General features: G+C 67.1%; 14 protein-coding genes. 3 read left to right on the top strand and 11 right to left on the bottom strand.

The window, feature by feature from the left end:
- The first annotated feature begins 61 nt into the window (after positions 1–61).
- On the top strand, positions 62–1,846 hold the full coding sequence (locus tag QZM72_RS30730; protein WP_301739931.1) for an SWIM zinc finger domain-containing protein: 1,785 nt from the start codon (positions 62–64) through the stop codon (positions 1,844–1,846).
- A gap of 30 nt (positions 1,847–1,876) precedes the next feature.
- A complete protein-coding gene (locus tag QZM72_RS30725; RefSeq protein WP_301739973.1) occupies positions 1,877–2,134 on the top strand; it encodes a DUF6429 family protein in 258 nt (85 codons plus the stop codon).
- 7 nt (positions 2,135–2,141) lie between these two features.
- Here QZM72_RS30725 and QZM72_RS30720 read toward each other — a convergent pair whose 3' ends face one another.
- From QZM72_RS30720 to argS, 6 genes are all read right to left on the bottom strand, one after another.
- Positions 2,142–3,800, bottom strand: coding sequence for an ABC-F family ATP-binding cassette domain-containing protein (locus QZM72_RS30720; protein ID WP_089468581.1), 1,659 nt, complete (start codon positions 3,798–3,800; stop codon positions 2,142–2,144).
- A gap of 192 nt (positions 3,801–3,992) precedes the next feature.
- Positions 3,993–5,597 (bottom strand): ABC transporter substrate-binding protein, encoded by a 1,605-nt coding sequence (locus QZM72_RS30715; protein ID WP_089468580.1) that lies wholly within the window; start codon positions 5,595–5,597, stop codon positions 3,993–3,995.
- 444 nt (positions 5,598–6,041) lie between these two features.
- Positions 6,042–6,815 carry an SDR family oxidoreductase gene (locus QZM72_RS30710; protein ID WP_089468579.1) on the bottom strand — a complete coding sequence of 258 codons (774 nt, stop codon included), beginning with the start codon at positions 6,813–6,815 and terminating at the stop codon, positions 6,042–6,044.
- A 19-nt stretch (positions 6,816–6,834) separates the two neighbouring features.
- Positions 6,835–7,473: a thiol:disulfide interchange protein DsbA/DsbL gene (locus QZM72_RS30705; RefSeq protein ID WP_089468578.1), complete on the bottom strand. Its 639-nt coding sequence runs from the start codon at positions 7,471–7,473 to the stop codon at positions 6,835–6,837.
- 70 nt (positions 7,474–7,543) lie between these two features.
- Positions 7,544–8,437, bottom strand: a complete 894-nt coding sequence (locus QZM72_RS30700) for an SPOR domain-containing protein (protein ID WP_301739930.1) — start codon at positions 8,435–8,437, stop codon at positions 7,544–7,546.
- A 120-nt stretch (positions 8,438–8,557) separates the two neighbouring features.
- The gene (gene argS, locus QZM72_RS30695; RefSeq protein ID WP_089468576.1) at positions 8,558–10,339 is read right to left on the bottom strand and encodes an arginine--tRNA ligase; all 1,782 of its coding nucleotides are present in this window, start codon (positions 10,337–10,339) and stop codon (positions 8,558–8,560) included.
- A gap of 200 nt (positions 10,340–10,539) precedes the next feature.
- Here argS and QZM72_RS30690 point away from each other — a divergent pair, with 200 nt between their 5' ends.
- Positions 10,540–10,863: a DUF1840 domain-containing protein gene (locus QZM72_RS30690; RefSeq protein WP_006489103.1), complete on the top strand. Its 324-nt coding sequence runs from the start codon at positions 10,540–10,542 to the stop codon at positions 10,861–10,863.
- Between the two features lie 306 nt (positions 10,864–11,169).
- Here the strand turns inward: QZM72_RS30690 and QZM72_RS30685 are convergent, their stop codons facing one another.
- From QZM72_RS30685 to QZM72_RS30665, 5 genes are all read right to left on the bottom strand, one after another.
- Complete coding sequence (locus QZM72_RS30685) at positions 11,170–11,610, bottom strand: hypothetical protein (protein WP_301739929.1); 441 nt, start codon at positions 11,608–11,610, stop codon at positions 11,170–11,172.
- 84 nt (positions 11,611–11,694) lie between these two features.
- Positions 11,695–14,433, bottom strand: a complete 2,739-nt coding sequence (metH, locus tag QZM72_RS30680) for a methionine synthase (RefSeq protein WP_256979684.1) — start codon at positions 14,431–14,433, stop codon at positions 11,695–11,697.
- Positions 14,434–14,453: 20 nt separating this feature from the next.
- The gene (locus QZM72_RS30675; protein WP_301739928.1) at positions 14,454–15,521 is read right to left on the bottom strand and encodes a homocysteine S-methyltransferase family protein; all 1,068 of its coding nucleotides are present in this window, start codon (positions 15,519–15,521) and stop codon (positions 14,454–14,456) included.
- 202 nt (positions 15,522–15,723) lie between these two features.
- Entirely contained in the window at positions 15,724–15,981 is a 258-nt protein-coding gene (locus tag QZM72_RS30670) for a DUF3567 domain-containing protein (RefSeq protein ID WP_006477667.1), read from the bottom strand.
- A 243-nt stretch (positions 15,982–16,224) separates the two neighbouring features.
- Positions 16,225–17,487, bottom strand: a complete 1,263-nt coding sequence (locus QZM72_RS30665) for a DUF3108 domain-containing protein (RefSeq protein WP_301739927.1) — start codon at positions 17,485–17,487, stop codon at positions 16,225–16,227.
- Positions 17,488–17,518 lie beyond the last annotated feature (31 nt).

The following is a 17,518-nucleotide window of genomic DNA, read 5'->3' as shown; positions in this document are numbered from 1 at the left end:
TTGCGGAGTGGGAACAGTTTGTCCATCATTTCCGATTCAGCCCCGATACGCTCTATCAGTCATGCCACGCAATGTCAGTCTCTCCGACCTCATCACGCTGTCGGCCATCCGGACACTGGCCGACCCGACATCCTTCGAGCGCGGCCGAGCTTACCATCACGACGGCGCCGTTTCGGGGTTAACCGAACGCGACGGCGAACTGTCGGCGACCGTGCGCGGCACGTATCGCTATCGCGTCGCATTCGCGGTGGGTAACGACGACACGCTGGACTACGCGTGCAATTGCCCGGTCGGTGACGGCGGCGCGTTCTGCAAGCATGCGGTGGCGGTTGCGTTGTCGTGGCTGGGCGACAGCGGCGAAACGGTCTTTCACGACGAAGCGCCCGAGCCGGCGCGGCCGCGGCGCAAGCGCAAGACGCACGCGGAGCTGATTCGCGATCATCTGGAGACGCTCGACGAGCACGCGTTGCGCCGTTACCTGCTCGACGCGGCCGAGCGCGACCGATCGTTGCGCGACAGGCTGCTGTTCGACGCACGTGCCGCGAATGCCGACGACATCGCGAGCCTGCGCACCGCCGTCCGGCAAATGGCCCGTGTGTCGCGGCCGCTTGGCTGGGACGAAGCGCACATTTTTGGAGAAGGGCTGTTTGAACTCGCCGACATGCTGCGCCGACAACTGGCGGGCGCCCATGCAGCGCAGGTCGTCGAGCTGACAGAGCTGGCGATTGCCGACGCGGAAGCGAGCCTCGAACAGATCGACGATTCGGACGGCAGCGTCGCGCCCGGCATCGGCGAACTGGCCGCTCTGCATCTCGATGCGTGCATTCAAACGCGGCCGGATCCGATCAAGCTGGCCGACCGGCTGTTTCGTCTGCAAGCCGGCGGCCAGTGGGATACGTTCCGCGATGTGCTGCCGGCGTACGCACCGGCGCTGGGCGACGCGGGATTGAACCGTTATCGGGAGCGGGTAGAGGAGAGTTGGGCCGTGCTGCCCGCGCAGCCGGCGAACAAGCGCGACGAGTACGCACATGACACGGTGCGCCACAATCTGGAACATGCGATGGAGACGCTCGCGAAACATGACGGCGACGTCGATGCGCTGATACGCATCTGGTCGAAGGACCTGTCGGCGTCGTACCGGTATGCGCAAATCGCCGAATTGTGCGCGGCGCACCGTCGTTTCGACGAGGGGCTTGCATGGGCCGAACGCGGGATGCGCGAGCTGAAGGATCGGCACGACGACCGCCTGCTTGGCTTCTGCATCGAAGAGCATGTGCGCCGACGCGCGTTCGATCGGGCGGACGAGCTTGCGTGGCAACGCTTCGCGCATTACCCGACGGCGGATGCATTTCGCGCGTTGATGAAGGTCGCGAAGCGGATCAGGCGAGACGCCGCCGTGAAAGCGCGTGCGGTTTCGCATCTCCAGTCGCTGGCCCGCGAGCGGGAATCGGCGGGGCGGCCGAGCGTCGGCGCACGGCGCTGGGAGCCGCCGCCGCGCACCGAACTGGTGAAGCTTTTGCTTGCGGAGCGGGATGACGACGCAGCGTGGGAGGCGTTCCAGGGTGGGCCGGTCGATACCCTCGTATGGCCGACGATGGCGGCGGCGCGCGCGAAGACGCATCCGGATGACGCGATCGCGCTGTATCACCGGTATCTGCCGTTCGCGCTCGACCATGGCGCGGGCAGTGCGCGGTACGACGAGGCATTCGGTATCGTGCGCGAGATTCGTGGGCTCCGGGTTGCGCATCGTCAGGAGGCGGCATTCGACGCGGAACTGGAAGCCATTCGCAAGACATACCGGGCGAAACGCAACTTCATCAAGCTGCTCGAGAAGCTCGGCGCGTGATGCGGCCGGCGGAAGGGAGGGTAGATGGAGATGAATATCGATCTGCGGGCTATCGACGACACCGTGCCCGCGCTTCTTCATCTGACGTTGCCCGACGGTAATCGCGCGTGGAAAAGCTTCGATTGGCATGCGTTGAATCGATTGCACGAGCGCGGGCTGATCGGCGATCCGGCCAACAAGGCGAAATCCGTCGTCCTCACCGATGAAGGCTTGCGTGCGTCGGAGCGCCTTTTCGCCCGGCTGTTTGTCGTCGCATCGGACGATGCGCGGACGGACGAGCAAGCGTAGTCCTCACTCATGTGGCGGGTTCGTAACGCCATCCGCCGCGATCCCACTGCATCGTGTGCGTCGGTTCGAGCGCCGCGAGAAATGCGGCGTCGTGCGATGCGACCACGATCGCGCCGGGGAAGCCGGCCAGCGCGGCTTCGATCGCGCGCACCGATTCGAGATCGAGGTGATTGGTCGGCTCGTCGAGCAGCAGCAATTGCGCGGGCGTGCCGCGCCACAACGCGCACGCGAGCGCGGCCTTCAGCCGTTCGCCGCCGCTCAGTTGCCGCGCCGGTTGCGTCGCCCGCGCCGCGTCGAGCTGCAGCAGCGCGAGACGGCTGCGCAGGTCGCCTTCGGCGAGCGGCGTATCGAGCGCGCCCAGTTGCTCGACGATCGAGCGTTCGGGGTCGAGCAGCGCGAGCCGCTGGTCGAGATACGCGGCGCTCACGTGCGTCGTGCAGATACCTGAGCGCGGCGCGAGCTCGCCCGCGAGCATCCTCAGCAACGTCGACTTGCCACAGCCGTTCGGGCCCGTCAGCGCGATGCGCACGGCGCCGCTCGCCGACCACGTGATCGTGTCGGCGTCGCCCGCGACGCGCCACGGCAATCGCGCGCGTTCGAGCGTGAACAGCTGGCGGCGCGCGCTGACTTCCGTGCCGGGCAGCGAGACGAGCACCGGCGCGTCGGCTTCGACGCGCGCGGCCGCTTCCTGCACGCGTATGTCGAGCGTCGCCTTGAAGTCGCTCTGATGACGCCGGACCGTTCCCATGATCGCGCGCGCCGCGCCCTTGCGGCTCTGGCGCGCCATCGACGACAGGTTGGCCGTCTTCGCGTCGCGCAGCGATGCGGCCGCGTGGCGCTGGATCGTGTCGTGTTCCTGTTCGAGCCTGCGCCGCACGCGTCCGCGCTCGGTGCGCGCATGGTCGAGCGCCGCGTGCGCGGCCTCCTGTTGCGCGTCGCGCTGCGCGCGGTAGAGCGCGTAATTGCCGCCGTACGAGCGCGCGCCGTGCGGCGTCAGCTCGACGATGCGCTGCACGCCGGCGAGCAACGCACGGTCGTGGCTCACGATGACGACGCCGCCGCGCCAGCCGTCGAGCGCCGCGCGCAGCCACGCGCGGCCCGGTGTGTCGAGATGGTTGGTCGGTTCGTCCAGCACGAGCAGGCCGGCGCCCGACAGCAGCGCACCGATCAGCGCGACGCGCGCGAGCTGGCCGCCGCTCAGCGCATGCGCGGGCGTGTCGGCGTGGACGTCGTGCAGGCTGGCCGTGTCGAGCGCCGTGCGCAGGCGTTCGGCGAGATCCCAGCGATCGCCGATCAGGTCGAAGTCGTGCGGTGTCGCACGGCCGTCCGCGAGACGCGCGAGCGCGCCGAGCGGCGCATCGAGCGCGGCGATCTGCGCGACGGTCGGCGGGCCGGCCGCCGCGTCGTCGCGGTCGAGGTCGTGATCATGCTGCTGCGCGACGTAGACGACGTGCGCATGCCGCTCGATCGTCCCCGCGCTCGGCGTGCGCTGCCCCGCGATCAGTTGCGCGAGCAGGCTCTTGCCGACGCCGTTGCGGCCGACGATGCCGGTCGGCGTGCGATCGATCGACAGGTCGAGCGAATCGAACAGCGTGACGCCGTCGTCGAAGCGGAAGGAAACGTGATGAAGCGCGACGAGCGCGCCGGTGGGCGTGGCTGCAGCCATAAGCACCTCCAAAAATGCATGAAGACCTTCGCGCGCGGCGTGCGTGGCACGGGCGGCGAAAACATTTCGGGAAGGCTTAGTCGTTCACTTTGGCTGGCGTCCGGTATGAGGAATAGGCGCGCAGTGTAGCAAGCGCGGCGCGCGGGCCGCAAGCGAGCGGCGCGAACGCCGTCGCTTGCGCGCCACGCACGGTTACTGCACGGCGACCGTCGTGAAGTTCTGCCGTCCGAACGGACTCACGTGATAGCCGCTCACGTTGGTGCGCGTCAACGCGGCCGCGGTCGGGTAGCTGAGCGGGATCCACAGCGCCTCGTCGTGGATGATCTTCTGCGCGCTTTCATAGAGCTTCGCGCGCTTGGCCTGATCGGCGGTCGACTTGCCGTCGGCGATCAGCTTGTCGAGCTGCGCATCGCAGAAGCGCGCGAAGTTGATGCCCGACTTCACCGCGTTGCAGCTGAACAGCGGCGACAAGTAGTTGTCCGGATCGCCGTTGTCGCCGGCCCAGCCCATGAACAGCATGTCGTGCTGGCCGAGCTTCGCCTGCTTGATCAACTCGCCCCATTCGATCACCTTCACCTCGGCCTTCACGCCGATCTTCGCGAGGTCGGCCTGCAGCAGTTCCGCGCCGACCTTCGGGTTCGGGTTCAGCACGCTGCCGGTCGGGCGCGTCCAGATGGTCGTCGAGAAGCCGTTCGGGAAGCCGGCCTGCGCGAGCAGCTGCTTCGCCTTCGCGGGATCGTACGCATACGGCGCGACGTCCTTCGCGTAGCTCCACGTGTTCGGCGGATACGGGTTGTTCGCGGCCGTCGCGGTATTGTCGAACACCACCTTCAGATAGGTCGCGCGGTCGAACGCGAGGTTCAGCGCCTCGCGCACCTTGTCGTTGTCGAGCGGCTTCTTCTGCGTGTTCAGCGCGACGAACGCGGTCATGAATGCGGGCGTCTGCACGACTTTCAGCGCGCTTTCGCCCTTCGCGGCGAGCACGTCCTGCGGCTTCGGCGACAGCGCGATCTGGCATTCGCCGGCCTTCACCTTCTGCAGGCGCACCGACGGGTCGGGCGTGATCGCATAGATCAGCCGGTCGACCTTCGGTTTCGTGCCCCAGTACGTCGGGTTCGCGTCGTAGCGGATCAGCGCGTCCTTCGTGTAGCTCTTCAGCACGAACGGGCCGGTGCCGATCGGCTTCGCGTTCAGGTCGGCCTGCTTGCCGGCCTTCAGCAACTGGTCCGCGTATTCGGCCGAGTAGATCGACGCGAAGCCCATCGTCAGGATCGGCACGAACGTCGCGTTCGGCTCGTTCAGCACGAATTTCACCGTGCTGTCGTCGACCTTCGTGACCGACTTCACGAGCTTCACGAGGCCCATCGACTGCGCGTGCGGGAAGCCGCTCGCGCCGGCCACCTTGTGCCACGGGTTTGCGTCGTCGAGCATTCGCGTGAACGTGAACACGACGTCGTCCGCGTTCAGCGTGCGGCCCGGCTTGAAATAGTCGGTGGTCTGGAACGCGACGTTCGGGCGCAGATGGAACGTGTACGTGAGGCCGTCGGCGCTTGCTTCCCATTTGTCCGCGAGCGCCGGCACGACCTTCTTCGCGGCTTCGTCGTAGGACACGAGCGTGTTGAAGATCACGTCGGCCGATGCGTTGGTCGTGACGAGCGAGTTGTACTGCACGACGTCGAAGCCGTCCGGGCTCGATTCCGTGCAGACGGTGAGCGGCTTGGCGGCGGCGACGCCGGGGGCGGCAAGGGCGGCGAGGGTCGTGGCCACGGCGGCCGCGGCGAACAGCTTGACGTGCATAGGATCTCCCACGTGGCGTGTGTTTTTCGCTGGATGACGGAGGCAGGCGCGGCGCGGTCGAGGAGCGGCCGACGCGGCTTGCAAATAGCATACCGTCAAAGCGCGCGACGCGTGGAAAAAGGCGCCGGAACGTGGTGAATTGAGCGACAAACGGCTGCGTTCGCGACGAAACGCGTGTTGGGGCGGCGGTGCGGGCAGGTTAGGAGCGATGCGCGAGGCGACGGCGTCGAGGCGACAGTCGATCGCGATGCGCTGGGCAAATGCGGGGTGCGACTCGAGCGACGAAACGGATACGATCGCGCCAGCGACGCGCGACGCGTGGTGTGGCAGGGCGTCTGGAATGCGGGAATGCGGGAGGATGGGAATCCGCTCGGCGGCGCGCGATCCGACCGCGACGATCAAGTCGCGCCCCGGCGCGCGACGCGCGCCGGATCCGCGACACACTCAGTGCGCGCCGGCCTTCGGCTTGCGCGGCGCCTTCTCGAACAGGCGGTCGTACAGCCAGCGCGGCAGTACGTGCAGCACCTTCGCGACGACGCCCATCTGCCACGGAATCACGCGGAACGCGTGCTGCCGGGCGATCGCGCGCGCCGCGCGTGCGGCGAAGCGGTCGGCGTCCATCAGGAACGGCATCCGGTACGGGTTGTGCGCGGTCATCGGCGTGCGAATGTAGCCGGGCGCGATCGTCACGACGCCGACGCCGGCCGGCCGCAGCTCGACGCGCAACGCTTCCAGATACTTGATCGCGGCCGATTTCGACGCGCTGTATGCGCCCGAGCCGGGCAGCCCGCGCACGCCGGCGACGCTCGCGACGCCGGCCAGCGTGCCGTGGCGCGCGGCCGTCATCGGGCCGACGAACGGCTCGAACGTCGCGACCATCCCGTAGTAGTTGATGTCCATCACGTCGCGGAACGTCGCGAGGTCGCCCTGGCCCGTGACGGCGCCCTGGCTGATGCCCGCGTTCGCGATGACGACGTCGGGGCAGCCGTGCACGGCGATGAACGACGCGGCGGCCGTCGCGAGCGCATCGGCGTCGCGCACGTCGGCGCAATAGACGGAGATGGACAGCTTCGGGAACCGCCGCGCGAACGCATCGAGGGCATCGGTGCGCCGCGCGACGAGCGCGAGCGTGGCGCCCTGGCGAGCGTATTCCTCGGCCATCGCGAGGCCGAGGCCGCTCGACGCGCCGGTGATGAAGACCTTCAGCGGAGTAGTCATGCCGGCGCGCGGGCGGGGATCAGAGCTTCTTGTCCTGAACCTGCTTCACGAGGAAGTCGAGCACCTGCGCGGTACCCGGGATGCTGTTCGTGTAAGCCGGGCCCGTCTTGTACTTGCCCTGGACGACGACCGTCGGCACGCCGTCGATCGCGTAGTCCTTCAGCAGCTTGGCGGACTGGTTCACCTCGCCCTGCACGCTGAACGAGTTGTACGCGTCCATGAACTTCTTCTTGTCGACGCCCTGCGTGGCCAGGAAGTCGGCCTGCGCCTGCGGCGTCAGCAGGTAGTTCTTCTGCTTGTGGATCGCGTTGAAGATCGCCGGCGTGACCTTCTCCGAGATGCCGAGCGCGGACACCGCGTAGTACAGCTTCGAGTGCGGGATGAAATCGTCACGGAAGGCGACCGGCACGCGCTTGAAGTCGATGTTGTTGCCCTGTTTCTTCACCCAGGCCTCGATCGTCGGCTCGAATTCGTAGCAGTGCGGGCAGCCGTACCAGAAGAACTCGATGACCTCGACCTTGCCGGCCGGCGCGGACACCGGCTGCGGCGACTTCATCACCTCGAAGTCCTTGCCGGCGGCCGGCGCGGCGGGCGTGGCCTGCGCGAGGCCCGCGGCCAGACCCAGGGACAGAAGGAGCGTGCTAAGCAGTTTTTTCATGTTGTGAACGTCGAATCAGTTGCTCGGGTTACGGAACGTAACGGGTTCTGCGTGGGCGCGGCCGGTTGGCTTACTGCTTCGTGAAGCGGATCACCGCCGTGTCGACACCTGCATCGGACAGGCGCTGACGGGCCGAGTTCATATCCTCGAACTTCGAGAACGGGCCGACGCGCACGCGGAAATAGGTCACGCCGCTGACGTCGCGCTTCGACACCTTCGATTCGAAGCCCTGGAAGCCCAGGCGCGCACGCTGCTGCTCGGCATCGCCTTCCGTCTTGTACGCACCGACCTGCAGGAAGTAGCCGGTGTTCGCGTCGTTCGCGGTCGGCGGCTTCGCCGTTGCCGCCGCCGCGGCCGCGGCCGACGACGTCGGCTTCGGCGTGTTCGCGGCCTGCTGCTGTTGCTGCTGCTTTTGCGCGGCGGCCTGCTGCGCCTGCTTCTGCGCGGCGAAGCGTGCGAGGTCGTCCTCGCCGCCTTGCTGCTGTTGCTGCGCCTGCTGCGTCTTCTTCGGCGGCGTGGTGTCGGCCGGCTTCGGCGCGACGGCGACGCCGTTGCCCGACGACGGATTGTTCGACGCGGTGGTGTTGTTCGAGCCGGTGGCGCCGTTCGCGTTACCCGACGGCGGCACTTCGACGATCTGCGGCTCGGGCAGCAGGCCGCCCTGGGTCTGGTTCGCGGCCTGGCCGGGCGCGGTGTTGGGCGGCGCGGATTGCGCGGCCTGCGGCACCGGCTGGCCGGGCGTCTTGCCCTGCAGCACGCGGTTCGGGTCGAACTGCTGCGGCTGGCTCGCGCCGTTGTCGGCCGGCGGCGGCGCGACCTTCGACACGAACGGCGACGGCGAACGCGTGATGTAGAGCGCCACCACCACGGCGATCGCGAGGCCGACGATCAGGCCCAGCACGATTCCAAGAAATGTCCCTCCTGCTTGTTTCGATTGCTTCGAAGTTCGGCGTGGTTGTGCCATTGCTTGAGTCACCTGCAAAAAGAATCGTGAGAGGGCTGCGGCGAGCATCCGGCGGCGGGCATTCGCCGGCGGGTGCTGCCGCAGCCATTCGCGGCCCGGTTCGGGGCCGCGCGGACATCCTTACATCTTGGCGGGCGCGGATACGCCGAGCACCGCCAGGCCGTTCTCGAGCACCTGCCGCGTCGCGGCGAGCAGCGCGGCGCGCGCATTGCGCGGCGCTTCGTCGTCGACCAGCACGCGCTCCGCATTGTAGAACGAGTGGAATTCGCCAGCGAGATCGCGCAGGTAGAACGCGACCGCGTGCGGCGCCAGCTCGTTCGCCGCGTGCGTGAGCATGTCCGGATACTCGGCGAGCTTCTGCATCAGCGACGCCGCTTGCGTGCTCGTCAGTTGCGACAGGTCCGCGCCCGGCAGTTGCGCGACGTCCACGTTGTAGCGCGACTTCAGTTCGTTGAGCACCGAGCAGATCCGCGCATGCGCGTACTGGACGTAGTAGACCGGGTTTTCGTCGTTCTGTTTCAGCGCGAGGTCGATGTCGAACACGAACTCGGTATCGGCCTTGCGCGAGATCAGGAAGAAGCGCACCGCGTCGCGGCCGCGCGTGATGGTCGCCTCGTCGATCAGGTCGGGTGCCGCTTCCTGGCCCGCGGCCGCGCCGCCCGACCATTCGATCAGGTCGCGCACCGTCACGTAGCTGCCCGCGCGCTTCGAGATCTTCACTTCCTGGCCGTCGCGCATCACCGTGACCATCTTGTGCAGCACGTAGTCGGGATAGCCCTTCGGGATCCCGACGTGCAGCCCCTGCAGGCCGGCGCGCACGCGCGCGATCGTGCCGTGGTGGTCCGAACCCTGGATGTTGATCACCTTCGTGAAGCCGCGCTCCCACTTCGTCACGTGGTACGCGACGTCCGGCACGAAGTACGTGTACGTGCCGTCCGACTTGCGCATCACGCGATCCTTGTCGTCGCCTTCGTCGGTCGTGCGCAGCCACAGCGCGCCGTCCTGCTCGTAGGTCATGCCGGCCTTGACCAGCGCGTCGACCGTCTTCTCGACGCGGCCTTCGCTGTAGAGCGACGACTCGAGGTAGTACTGGTCGAACTTCACGCCGAACGCCTGCAGGTCCATGTCCTGTTCGCGACGCAGGTACGTGACCGCGAACTTGCGGATCGCGTCGAGATCCTCGACGTCGCCCGTGCCCTTGACCGGCTCGCCGTCCGACGCGGCGACCGTTTCGCCGTTCAGGTAATCGCGCGCGATGTCCGCGATGTATTCGCCGTTGTACGCGGCTTCCGGCCAGCCCGCGTCGCCCGGCTTCAGGCCGCGGGCGCGCGCCTGCGTCGAGATCGCCAGGTTGCCGATCTGCACGCCCGCGTCGTTGTAGTAGAACTCGCGGTGCACCGCGTAGCCCTGGCTCGCGATCACGTTCGCGAGCACGTCGCCGAGCGCGGCCTGGCGGCCGTGGCCGACGTGCAGCGGGCCGGTCGGATTGGCCGACACGAATTCGAGCAGCACCTGCTTGCCTTTCTCGCGATCCGACGTGCCGAACGCGCGGCCCTGGTCGAACACGGCGGCGATCACCGCCTGCTTCGCGGCGGCCGACAGGCGCAGGTTGATGAAGCCGGGGCCGGCGATCTCCGCGGCTTCGACGAGGCCTTGCGCGGCCGGCTGCGCGGTGAGCGCGGCGACGATCTGCTCGGCGAGCTGGCGCGGGTTCGTGCCGAGCGGCTTCGCGAGCTGCATCGCGACGTTGCACGCGACGTCGCCGTGCGCGGCGACCTTCGGGCGCTCCAGCGTGATGGCGGGGGCGACGAATGCCGCGTCGGCGCCTTTCAGCGCGTGTGCGACCTGCTTGACGCTATCCGCGAGCAGGGCTTCGAGGGTCTGTTTGTGTGCTGGCAGCATGCTGGTAGAAGGCTTCGTTGGTGGCGGCCGGAAACGCCGGCCCGCCGGCGCGCTTTTTAAGCGCGCGTTTCAGGGATCGCAGAATTTTAACAGGTGCTAATATGCCGCTCAGGCGGCCCGCGTCCGCGAGGCCGGACGCCGGTCTGCCGGCGTTCCCCAACCGCGCCGCGCAGGCACAACAAGATGAAAAGGGAATTGTCATGATTACGTTCAAGAGCAAGGCGGCACAGGATCTCGACGTGCTGAAGGATTTCGCCGTGTATGTGCTGGGTCTCGTCGGCAAGCAACTGGGCGAGCGTGGTGTCATTACGCACGACGAACTGGACCACGCGATCGCCAAGCTGGAAGGCGCGGTCGCGCAGGCGAAGCAGGAGCGCGCCGAGCACGCCGGCCATTTCCACGAGGACGAAGCCGACCACGCGCACCACGAAGTGCCGCCGAGCCTGGCCCAGCGCGTCGCGCCGTTCCTGACGATGCTGCGCGAAGCGAAGGCCGGCCAGGCCGACGTGCACTGGGGCTTCTGAGCTTCCTTGCTTGGCGGATCGAACGGTTCGCCGGAAAGCAAAGAGCCCGCTTTCGAGCGGGCTTTTTATTTTGTCTGATGAAAGCCGCGCCGAGCGGAAGACGGGCGCGAAATCGGGACGGCAGCGTGGCGCTTGCCTTGACCGACGGGTGAAATTCCTTACAACTCAACGCAAGACTATGTGAAAGCGGGTGCGAAAACATAGCGCCGCCCGGGCAACCGGGTCCCACCTGGAGTGGGTATTTCGTCGAAAGACGGAAAGAGAATCCCGCATGCGACGGCTGCCGAAAGGCGGCCGTTGGTTTTTCTACGCCCGGATCTTGCGGCCTTCGAGGCTTGTGCGCAGCAACGTGCGCAACGCGACTTTCCGGGCTTCCCGCTGGCGCCGGTTCAGGCCGCCTTCCAGCATGCAGGCCGACTGTACGCGCAGGATGAGGCGGCGTTTCCTGATCCGGTCCTTCGACACCTCGAAGAACACGGCGTACACGCGTTGCATGCCGTCCGTTGCGACCGCTTCCACCGTGACGAAATGGGGTTGCCGTTCATCGGCGACGACGATCCGGCGCGTCGCCAGCCCGACGATCATGCCGCGCAGCAGCTCCCGTGACGCGCGATACCGGTCCGCGCAGAGCACGCGTGTCTCGCGGCCGTCGTCGTATATCTCGTCGTCCGAAATGGCATCGCGGGTGCGTCCGTCCCATTTGAAGCTGCGTGTGAAGCAGTGGCACGAGAACAGGACGAGCACCATCCTGATGAAGTGAGTCATTGTGCGACGCGCCCCTGGATCGGGGCGCGTGGCGATGGACGCGGCGGGTCGCCGCAGTCGACGCGGCTACAGTTGCGGCGCGAGCGCGCGGCGCGCGTCGTCGAGCGACAGCGCCATGCGTTGCGCGTAGTCCTCGAGCTGGTCCTGCCCGATTTTGCCGACCGAGAAATAGCGGCTGTCCGGATGCGCGAGGTAGAAGCCCGACACGCTCGCCGCCGGTAGCATCGCCAGCGAATCGGTCACGCTCATGCCGATCTCGTCCGCGTGCAGCACGTCGAACATGTCGCGCTTCACGAGGTGGTCGGGGCAGGCCGGGTAGCCGGGCGCCGGGCGGATGCCCGCGTACTTCTCCGCGATCAGCGCGTCGTTGTCGAGCGTCTCGCCGCTCGCATAGCCCCACAGCTCGCGCCGCACGCGCGCGTGCATCGCTTCGGCGAACGCTTCCGCGAAGCGGTCGGCGAGCGCCTTCAGCATGATCGCGCTGTAGTCGTCGTGGTCGGCTTCGAACTGCTTTTCCTTCACGTCGACGCCGAGGCCGGCCGTCACCGCGAACATTCCGATGTAGTCGGCGACACCCGATTCCTTCGGCGCGATGAAATCGGCGAGCGAACGGTTTGGCCGCATCACGCCGTCGACCACCGGGCGCACGCTCTGCTGGCGCAGGTTGCGCCACGTGAGCAGCACTTCCGAGCGCGACTCGTCGCTGTAGATCTCGATGTCGTCGTCGTTGACGGTGTTCGCCGGCAACAGCGCGATCACGCCGTTCGCGGTCAGCCAGCGGCCCTGGATCAGGCGCGCGAGCATCGATTTCGCATCGGAGAACACGCGCCGCGCCGATTCGCCGACGATCTCGTCGTTCAGGATCGCCGGGTACGGGCCCGCGAGATCCCACGTCTGGAAGAACGGGCCCCAGTCGATGTAGTTCGCGAGTTCGTTCAGGTCGTAGTTCCTGAACACGCGGCGGCCGATGAACTTCGGCTTCACCGGCTGGTAGCCGGCCCAGTCGATCTTCGTCTTGTTCGCGCGCGCGTCGGCGAGCGTGACCATCGGCTGTGCCTTGCGGTTCGCGTGCTGGTCGCGGATCCGTTCGTAGTCGGACTTCAGCTCGTCGAGATACTTCGCCGCGCCTTCGTCGGACAGCAGGTTCGACGCGACCGACACCGAGCGCGACGCATCGGGCACGTAGACGACCGGGCCTTCGTAGTGCGGCGCGATCTTCACGGCCGTATGCACGCGCGACGTCGTCGCGCCGCCGATCAGCAGCGGAATCTTCTTCACGCGGAAGTAGTCGTCGCGCTGCATTTCGGACGCGACGTACGCCATTTCCTCGAGGCTCGGCGTGATGAGGCCCGACAGCCCGATGATGTCCGCGCCCTCGACCTTCGCCTTCGCGAGGATCTCGTTGCACGGGACCATCACGCCCATGTTGACGACCTCGAAGTTGTTGCATTGGAGCACGACCGACACGATGTTCTTGCCGATGTCGTGCACGTCGCCCTTCACGGTCGCGATGACGATCTTGCCCTTCGCGCGCACGTCGCCGCCCGCTTCCGCGAGCAGGCGCTTTTCTTCCTCGATGAACGGGATCAGGTGCGCGACTGCCTGCTTCATCACGCGCGCCGACTTCACGACCTGCGGCAGGAACATCTTGCCCTGGCCGAACAAGTCGCCGACGATGTTCATCCCGTCCATCAGCGGGCCTTCGATCACGTTGATCGGACGGCCGCCGGCCGCGGCGATCTTCGCGCGCACTTCCTCGGTATCCTCGACGATGAAGGTCGTGATGCCGTGCACGAGCGCGTGCGAGAGCCGCTTCTCGACCGGCTGGTTGCGCCACTCGAGGTTCTCTTCCTTCTTCGCGCCGCCCGCCTTGAACTTGTCGGCGATCTCGAGCAGGCGATCGGTGGAATCGTCGCGGCGGTTCAGGATCACGTCTTCCACGCGCTCGCGCAGCTCCGCGTCGAGATCGGCGTACACGCCGAGCTGGCCCGCGTTCACGATGCCCATGTCCATGCCCGCCTGGATCGCGTGATACAGGAACACGGTGTGGATCGCCTCGCGCACCGGGTCGTTGCCGCGGAACGAGAACGACACGTTCGACACGCCGCCGCTCACCTTCGCGAACGGCAAGTTCTGCTTGATCCAGCGGGTCGCCTCGATGAAGTCGACCGCGTAGTTGTTGTGCTCCTCGATGCCGGTCGCGACCGCGAAGATGTTCGGGTCGAAGATGATGTCTTCCGGCGGGAAGCCGACTTCGTTCACGAGGAAGTCGTACGAGCGCTTGCAGATCTCGGTCTTGCGCGCGTAGGTATCGGCCTGGCCGGTTTCGTCGAACGCCATCACGACCGCGGCCGCGCCGTAGCGGCGGATCAGGTTCGCATGGTGGCGGAACGCGTCCTCGCCTTCCTTCAGCGAGATCGAGTTCACGATCGCCTTGCCCTGCACGCACTTGAGGCCGGCCTCGATCACGTCCCACTTCGACGAGTCGATCATGATCGGCACGCGCGCGATGTCCGGCTCCGACGCGATCAGGTTCAGGAAGCGCACCATCGCCGCCTTCGAGTCGAGCATCGCCTCGTCCATGTTGATGTCGATCACCTGCGCGCCGTTCTCGACCTGCTGGCGCGCGACGGCGAGCGCCTCGTCGAACTGGCCGTTGAGGATCATCCGTGCGAACGCCTTCGAGCCGGTGACGTTGGTGCGTTCGCCGACGTTGATGAAGAGCGTTCCGGGCGTGACGTTGAACGGCTCGAGGCCGGCAAGGCGCATCATGTGATCGGTCATGGCGGTGCGAATTCTTTTGATGAAGGACGTGGGGCGGTCGGTCAGGCGTGGTCGCTGTACTGGTTCGGCCAGCGGCGCGGCTTCACGTCGGCGAGCGCCTTCGCGATCTCGGCGATGTGCTCGGGCGTCGTGCCGCAGCAGCCGCCCGCGAGGTTCACGAGGCCGGCCTGCGCGAATTCCTTCAGCAGGCCCGACGTGACGTCGGGGGTTTCGTCGAAACCGGTGTCGCTCATCGGATTCGGCAGGCCCGCGTTCGGGTAGCACGATACGTAGGTGTCGCACAGCTTCGCGAGCTCGGCGATGTACGGGCGCATCAGCGCCGCGCCGAGCGCGCAGTTCAGGCCGAACGTGAGCGGCTTCGCGTGGCGCAGCGAATTCCAGAACGCCTCGACGGTCTGGCCCGACAGGATCCGGCCCGACGCGTCGGTGACGGTGCCCGAGATCATGATCGGCAGGCGCTCGCCGGTGTCCTCGAACAGCTCGTCGAGCGCGAACAGCGCGGCTTTCGCGTTCAGCGTGTCGAAGATCGTCTCGACGAGGAACAGGTCGACGCCGCCGTCGAGCAGCGCCTTCGCCTGCTGGTAGTACGACGTGCGCAGCTCGTCGAACGTGACGTTGCGTGCGCCCGGATCGTTGACGTCCGGCGAGATGCTGGCCGTCTTCGGCGTCGGCCCGATCGCGCCGGCGACGAAGCGCGGCTTGGTCCGAGTCGCGTATTTCGCGGCCGATTCGCGCGCGAGCTTCGCCGATTCGACGTTCATCTCGACGACCAGATCCTCCATCCCGTAGTCGGCCTGCGCGACGGTCGTCGCGCCGAACGTGTTGGTTTCGACGATGTCGGCGCCGGCCGCGAAGTACTGGTCGTGGATCTCGCGGATGATCTGCGGCTGCGTGAGCGACAGCAGCTCGTTGTTGCCCTTGACGTCGCGCGGGAAATCCTTGAAGCGCTCGCCGCGATACGCGGCTTCGTCGAGCTTGTAGCGCTGGATCATCGTGCCCATCGCGCCGTCGAGGATCAGGATGCGCGATTTCAGCAGCGCGGGCAGGGCGGCGCCGCGCGTGTAGCGCGCGTCGAGCGGGACGGGAGCGGCGAGAGGAGTCGCAGACATGGGCGGGAGACCGGCGAAGACGGAAAACCGTCATTGTAGCCGGTGCGTCAAGCGGTCGTCGGCCCTCGCCGTGCGGGCCGGACGGCCCGCCAAAGGAAAGCCCCCGCCGGCGAGCCGGACGGGGGCAGGATCGGAGTGCACGCGGCGCCGCATCGATGCGCGGCGAATGGCCCGGCCGCATGACGCGCCGGGCCGCGAGTCGTCAGTGCAGCACGACCGGCATCATCATCAGGCTGTCGAATTGTCCGAGGAATTCGTCGACTTCGTCGAGCGACGGCTCATCCTCGATCAGCTGCTTCACGTGCGCGCGGAATCGTTCGGCAAGTTCGCCGTCGATGAAGATTTCGCGCTGCGCGTTCTTGTCGACGATTTCGTATCCGCCGGCATTCATCAGGTGATGGCCGGCCTGCGGCGCAAATTCGACGACGCAGTAGTTGGGGCTGTTGTAGATCATTTGCATGGCGGCACTCCTCTTCGCAGTGGCATCTGGCCTTGTTGTCCCCTAGGTGGGGCAAGCCTTGCCGGTTTCAAGGGGCTTGCGCTGCACACCCCGTTCTCCCGTTGCGTGGGGTGTATCGGTTAGAAGCCGATGTCTATCAAACGTTTCTCATTGTGAGCCGGTGGACTGAAATAGTTGTTAAAGAGTGTCATCGGCCATTTCCGGAAAAACTGTAATCGGTCGAAATTGCCGATTCATGTGAGTTTATGGCTGTGTGACCGTCGACGACGCCGGTGGTTGCATCGTCGCGGGCGGTGCCGATGGCGCCGGTTCCGCGGGCGATGCGTGGGAGGGCGATGCCGCGGCGGGCGCGTTCATTGCGCCGCCCGCCGGCGCGGCGTCGGCGGGCACGTTCGGTGCGGCGAGGCGGCCGTGCCACAGCAACTCGATCTGCGCACCGTTCGGCTCTGTCTGCACGAGCCGCGCGGGCAGCCAGCCGAGCGACGGCGCGAGCCACATGTCGATGCGACGGGTGTCGCCGTCGCGGCGCGGCAGGCGCATGAAGTGCCGCGCCGCGACGATGCCGGCCTGCGTCTGCACCTGCTCGTCGCCGATCACCGTGATCGGCCAGGTCTCGCCGCTGTTGTTGTCGATCACGAAGAACTGCTGCGTGACGCCCGGTTTGTAGGCCGCGGGATTGCCGCGCAGCAGCCCCGACAACTGCATCAGCATGCTGAAACGGTCCTGCACGCCGTCGGGCAGCGGTGCGTTGTTCGGCGTGCGCGTGAACACCACCTGCCGGAGCTCGCGGTTGAAGATCGCGATGTCTTCCGGCCGCTTGCCGCGTTTCTCGACGTAACGGTCGGGCGCGACGCCGAATGCGTCGATGCGGCCTTCGCTGCGATAGGTGAACGGGCCGACGAACGGCACCGGCATCGACACCGACAGGTCGTACGTGTGCCCGTCGGTGCGCCAGTGGATCGTGCCGATCATGTTCTGCATGCCGTTGTAGAACGTGTCGTACTGCAGGTCGCCGGACGGCGGCGCGGAGAACTTCACGCCGCTCGTGGCCGGCCCCGGCGTCGCGGCGCCGGGGCCCGCGGCCGACGCGGCTTGCGCGCCCGACGCACCCGATGCGCCGCTCGCCGCGGATGTAGCGGCGGCCGGCGGCGCGCCGTGCTCGGCCGTTTGCGTGGAGGTGAGGACCGGCTCGTGCGACGGCGCGGATTTCGGCGGGGCCACCTTCGGCGGGGCCGCCTTCGGCGGGGCCGCTGTCGGCGCGGCCGGCCGTTCGACCGGCTTCGACTGCGGTGGCGTGGGCCGACGCTCGATCGGCTGCGGTTTCAGCAGCTCGATCTGCACGGGGATGTCGGCGGGTGGCGGCGGCGTGAACGATTCGCGATTGCGCATCAGCCAGAACCCGGCAAGCGCATGCAGCACCAGCACGGCGGCGAGCGCGACGCCCACGCGCAGCCAGCGGCGGGGTAGGGCGTGACGCGGGCGAAGGTCGGCAGACTGCATGGGCATCGGAACAGGGTCGGGGCGCTGGCGTGACGGC

The sequence above is a fragment of the Burkholderia sp. AU45388 genome, assembly GCF_030481585.1.
Classification (GTDB): Bacteria; Pseudomonadota; Gammaproteobacteria; order Burkholderiales; family Burkholderiaceae; genus Burkholderia; species Burkholderia sola.
This window is presented reverse-complemented; position numbering and strand designations above follow the sequence as displayed.

Coding starts and splice junctions, on each gene's coding strand:
- QZM72_RS30725 (WP_301739973.1), top strand. CDS start 1,877: ATGAATATCGATCTGCGGGCTATCGACGACACCGTGCCCGCGCTTCTT.
- QZM72_RS30715 (WP_089468580.1), bottom strand. CDS start 5,597: ATGCACGTCAAGCTGTTCGCCGCGGCCGCCGTGGCCACGACCCTCGCC.
- QZM72_RS30675 (WP_301739928.1), bottom strand. CDS start 15,521: ATGTCTGCGACTCCTCTCGCCGCTCCCGTCCCGCTCGACGCGCGCTAC.
- QZM72_RS30730 (WP_301739931.1), top strand. CDS start 62: ATGCCACGCAATGTCAGTCTCTCCGACCTCATCACGCTGTCGGCCATC.
- QZM72_RS30685 (WP_301739929.1), bottom strand. CDS start 11,610: ATGGTGCTCGTCCTGTTCTCGTGCCACTGCTTCACACGCAGCTTCAAA.
- QZM72_RS30710 (WP_089468579.1), bottom strand. CDS start 6,815: ATGACTACTCCGCTGAAGGTCTTCATCACCGGCGCGTCGAGCGGCCTC.
- QZM72_RS30720 (WP_089468581.1), bottom strand. CDS start 3,800: ATGGCTGCAGCCACGCCCACCGGCGCGCTCGTCGCGCTTCATCACGTT.
- QZM72_RS30705 (WP_089468578.1), bottom strand. CDS start 7,473: ATGAAAAAACTGCTTAGCACGCTCCTTCTGTCCCTGGGTCTGGCCGCG.
- QZM72_RS30690 (WP_006489103.1), top strand. CDS start 10,540: ATGATTACGTTCAAGAGCAAGGCGGCACAGGATCTCGACGTGCTGAAG.
- argS (WP_089468576.1), bottom strand. CDS start 10,339: ATGCTGCCAGCACACAAACAGACCCTCGAAGCCCTGCTCGCGGATAGC.
- QZM72_RS30700 (WP_301739930.1), bottom strand. CDS start 8,437: ATGGCACAACCACGCCGAACTTCGAAGCAATCGAAACAAGCAGGAGGG.
- QZM72_RS30670 (WP_006477667.1), bottom strand. CDS start 15,981: ATGCAAATGATCTACAACAGCCCCAACTACTGCGTCGTCGAATTTGCG.
- QZM72_RS30665 (WP_301739927.1), bottom strand. CDS start 17,487: ATGCCCATGCAGTCTGCCGACCTTCGCCCGCGTCACGCCCTACCCCGC.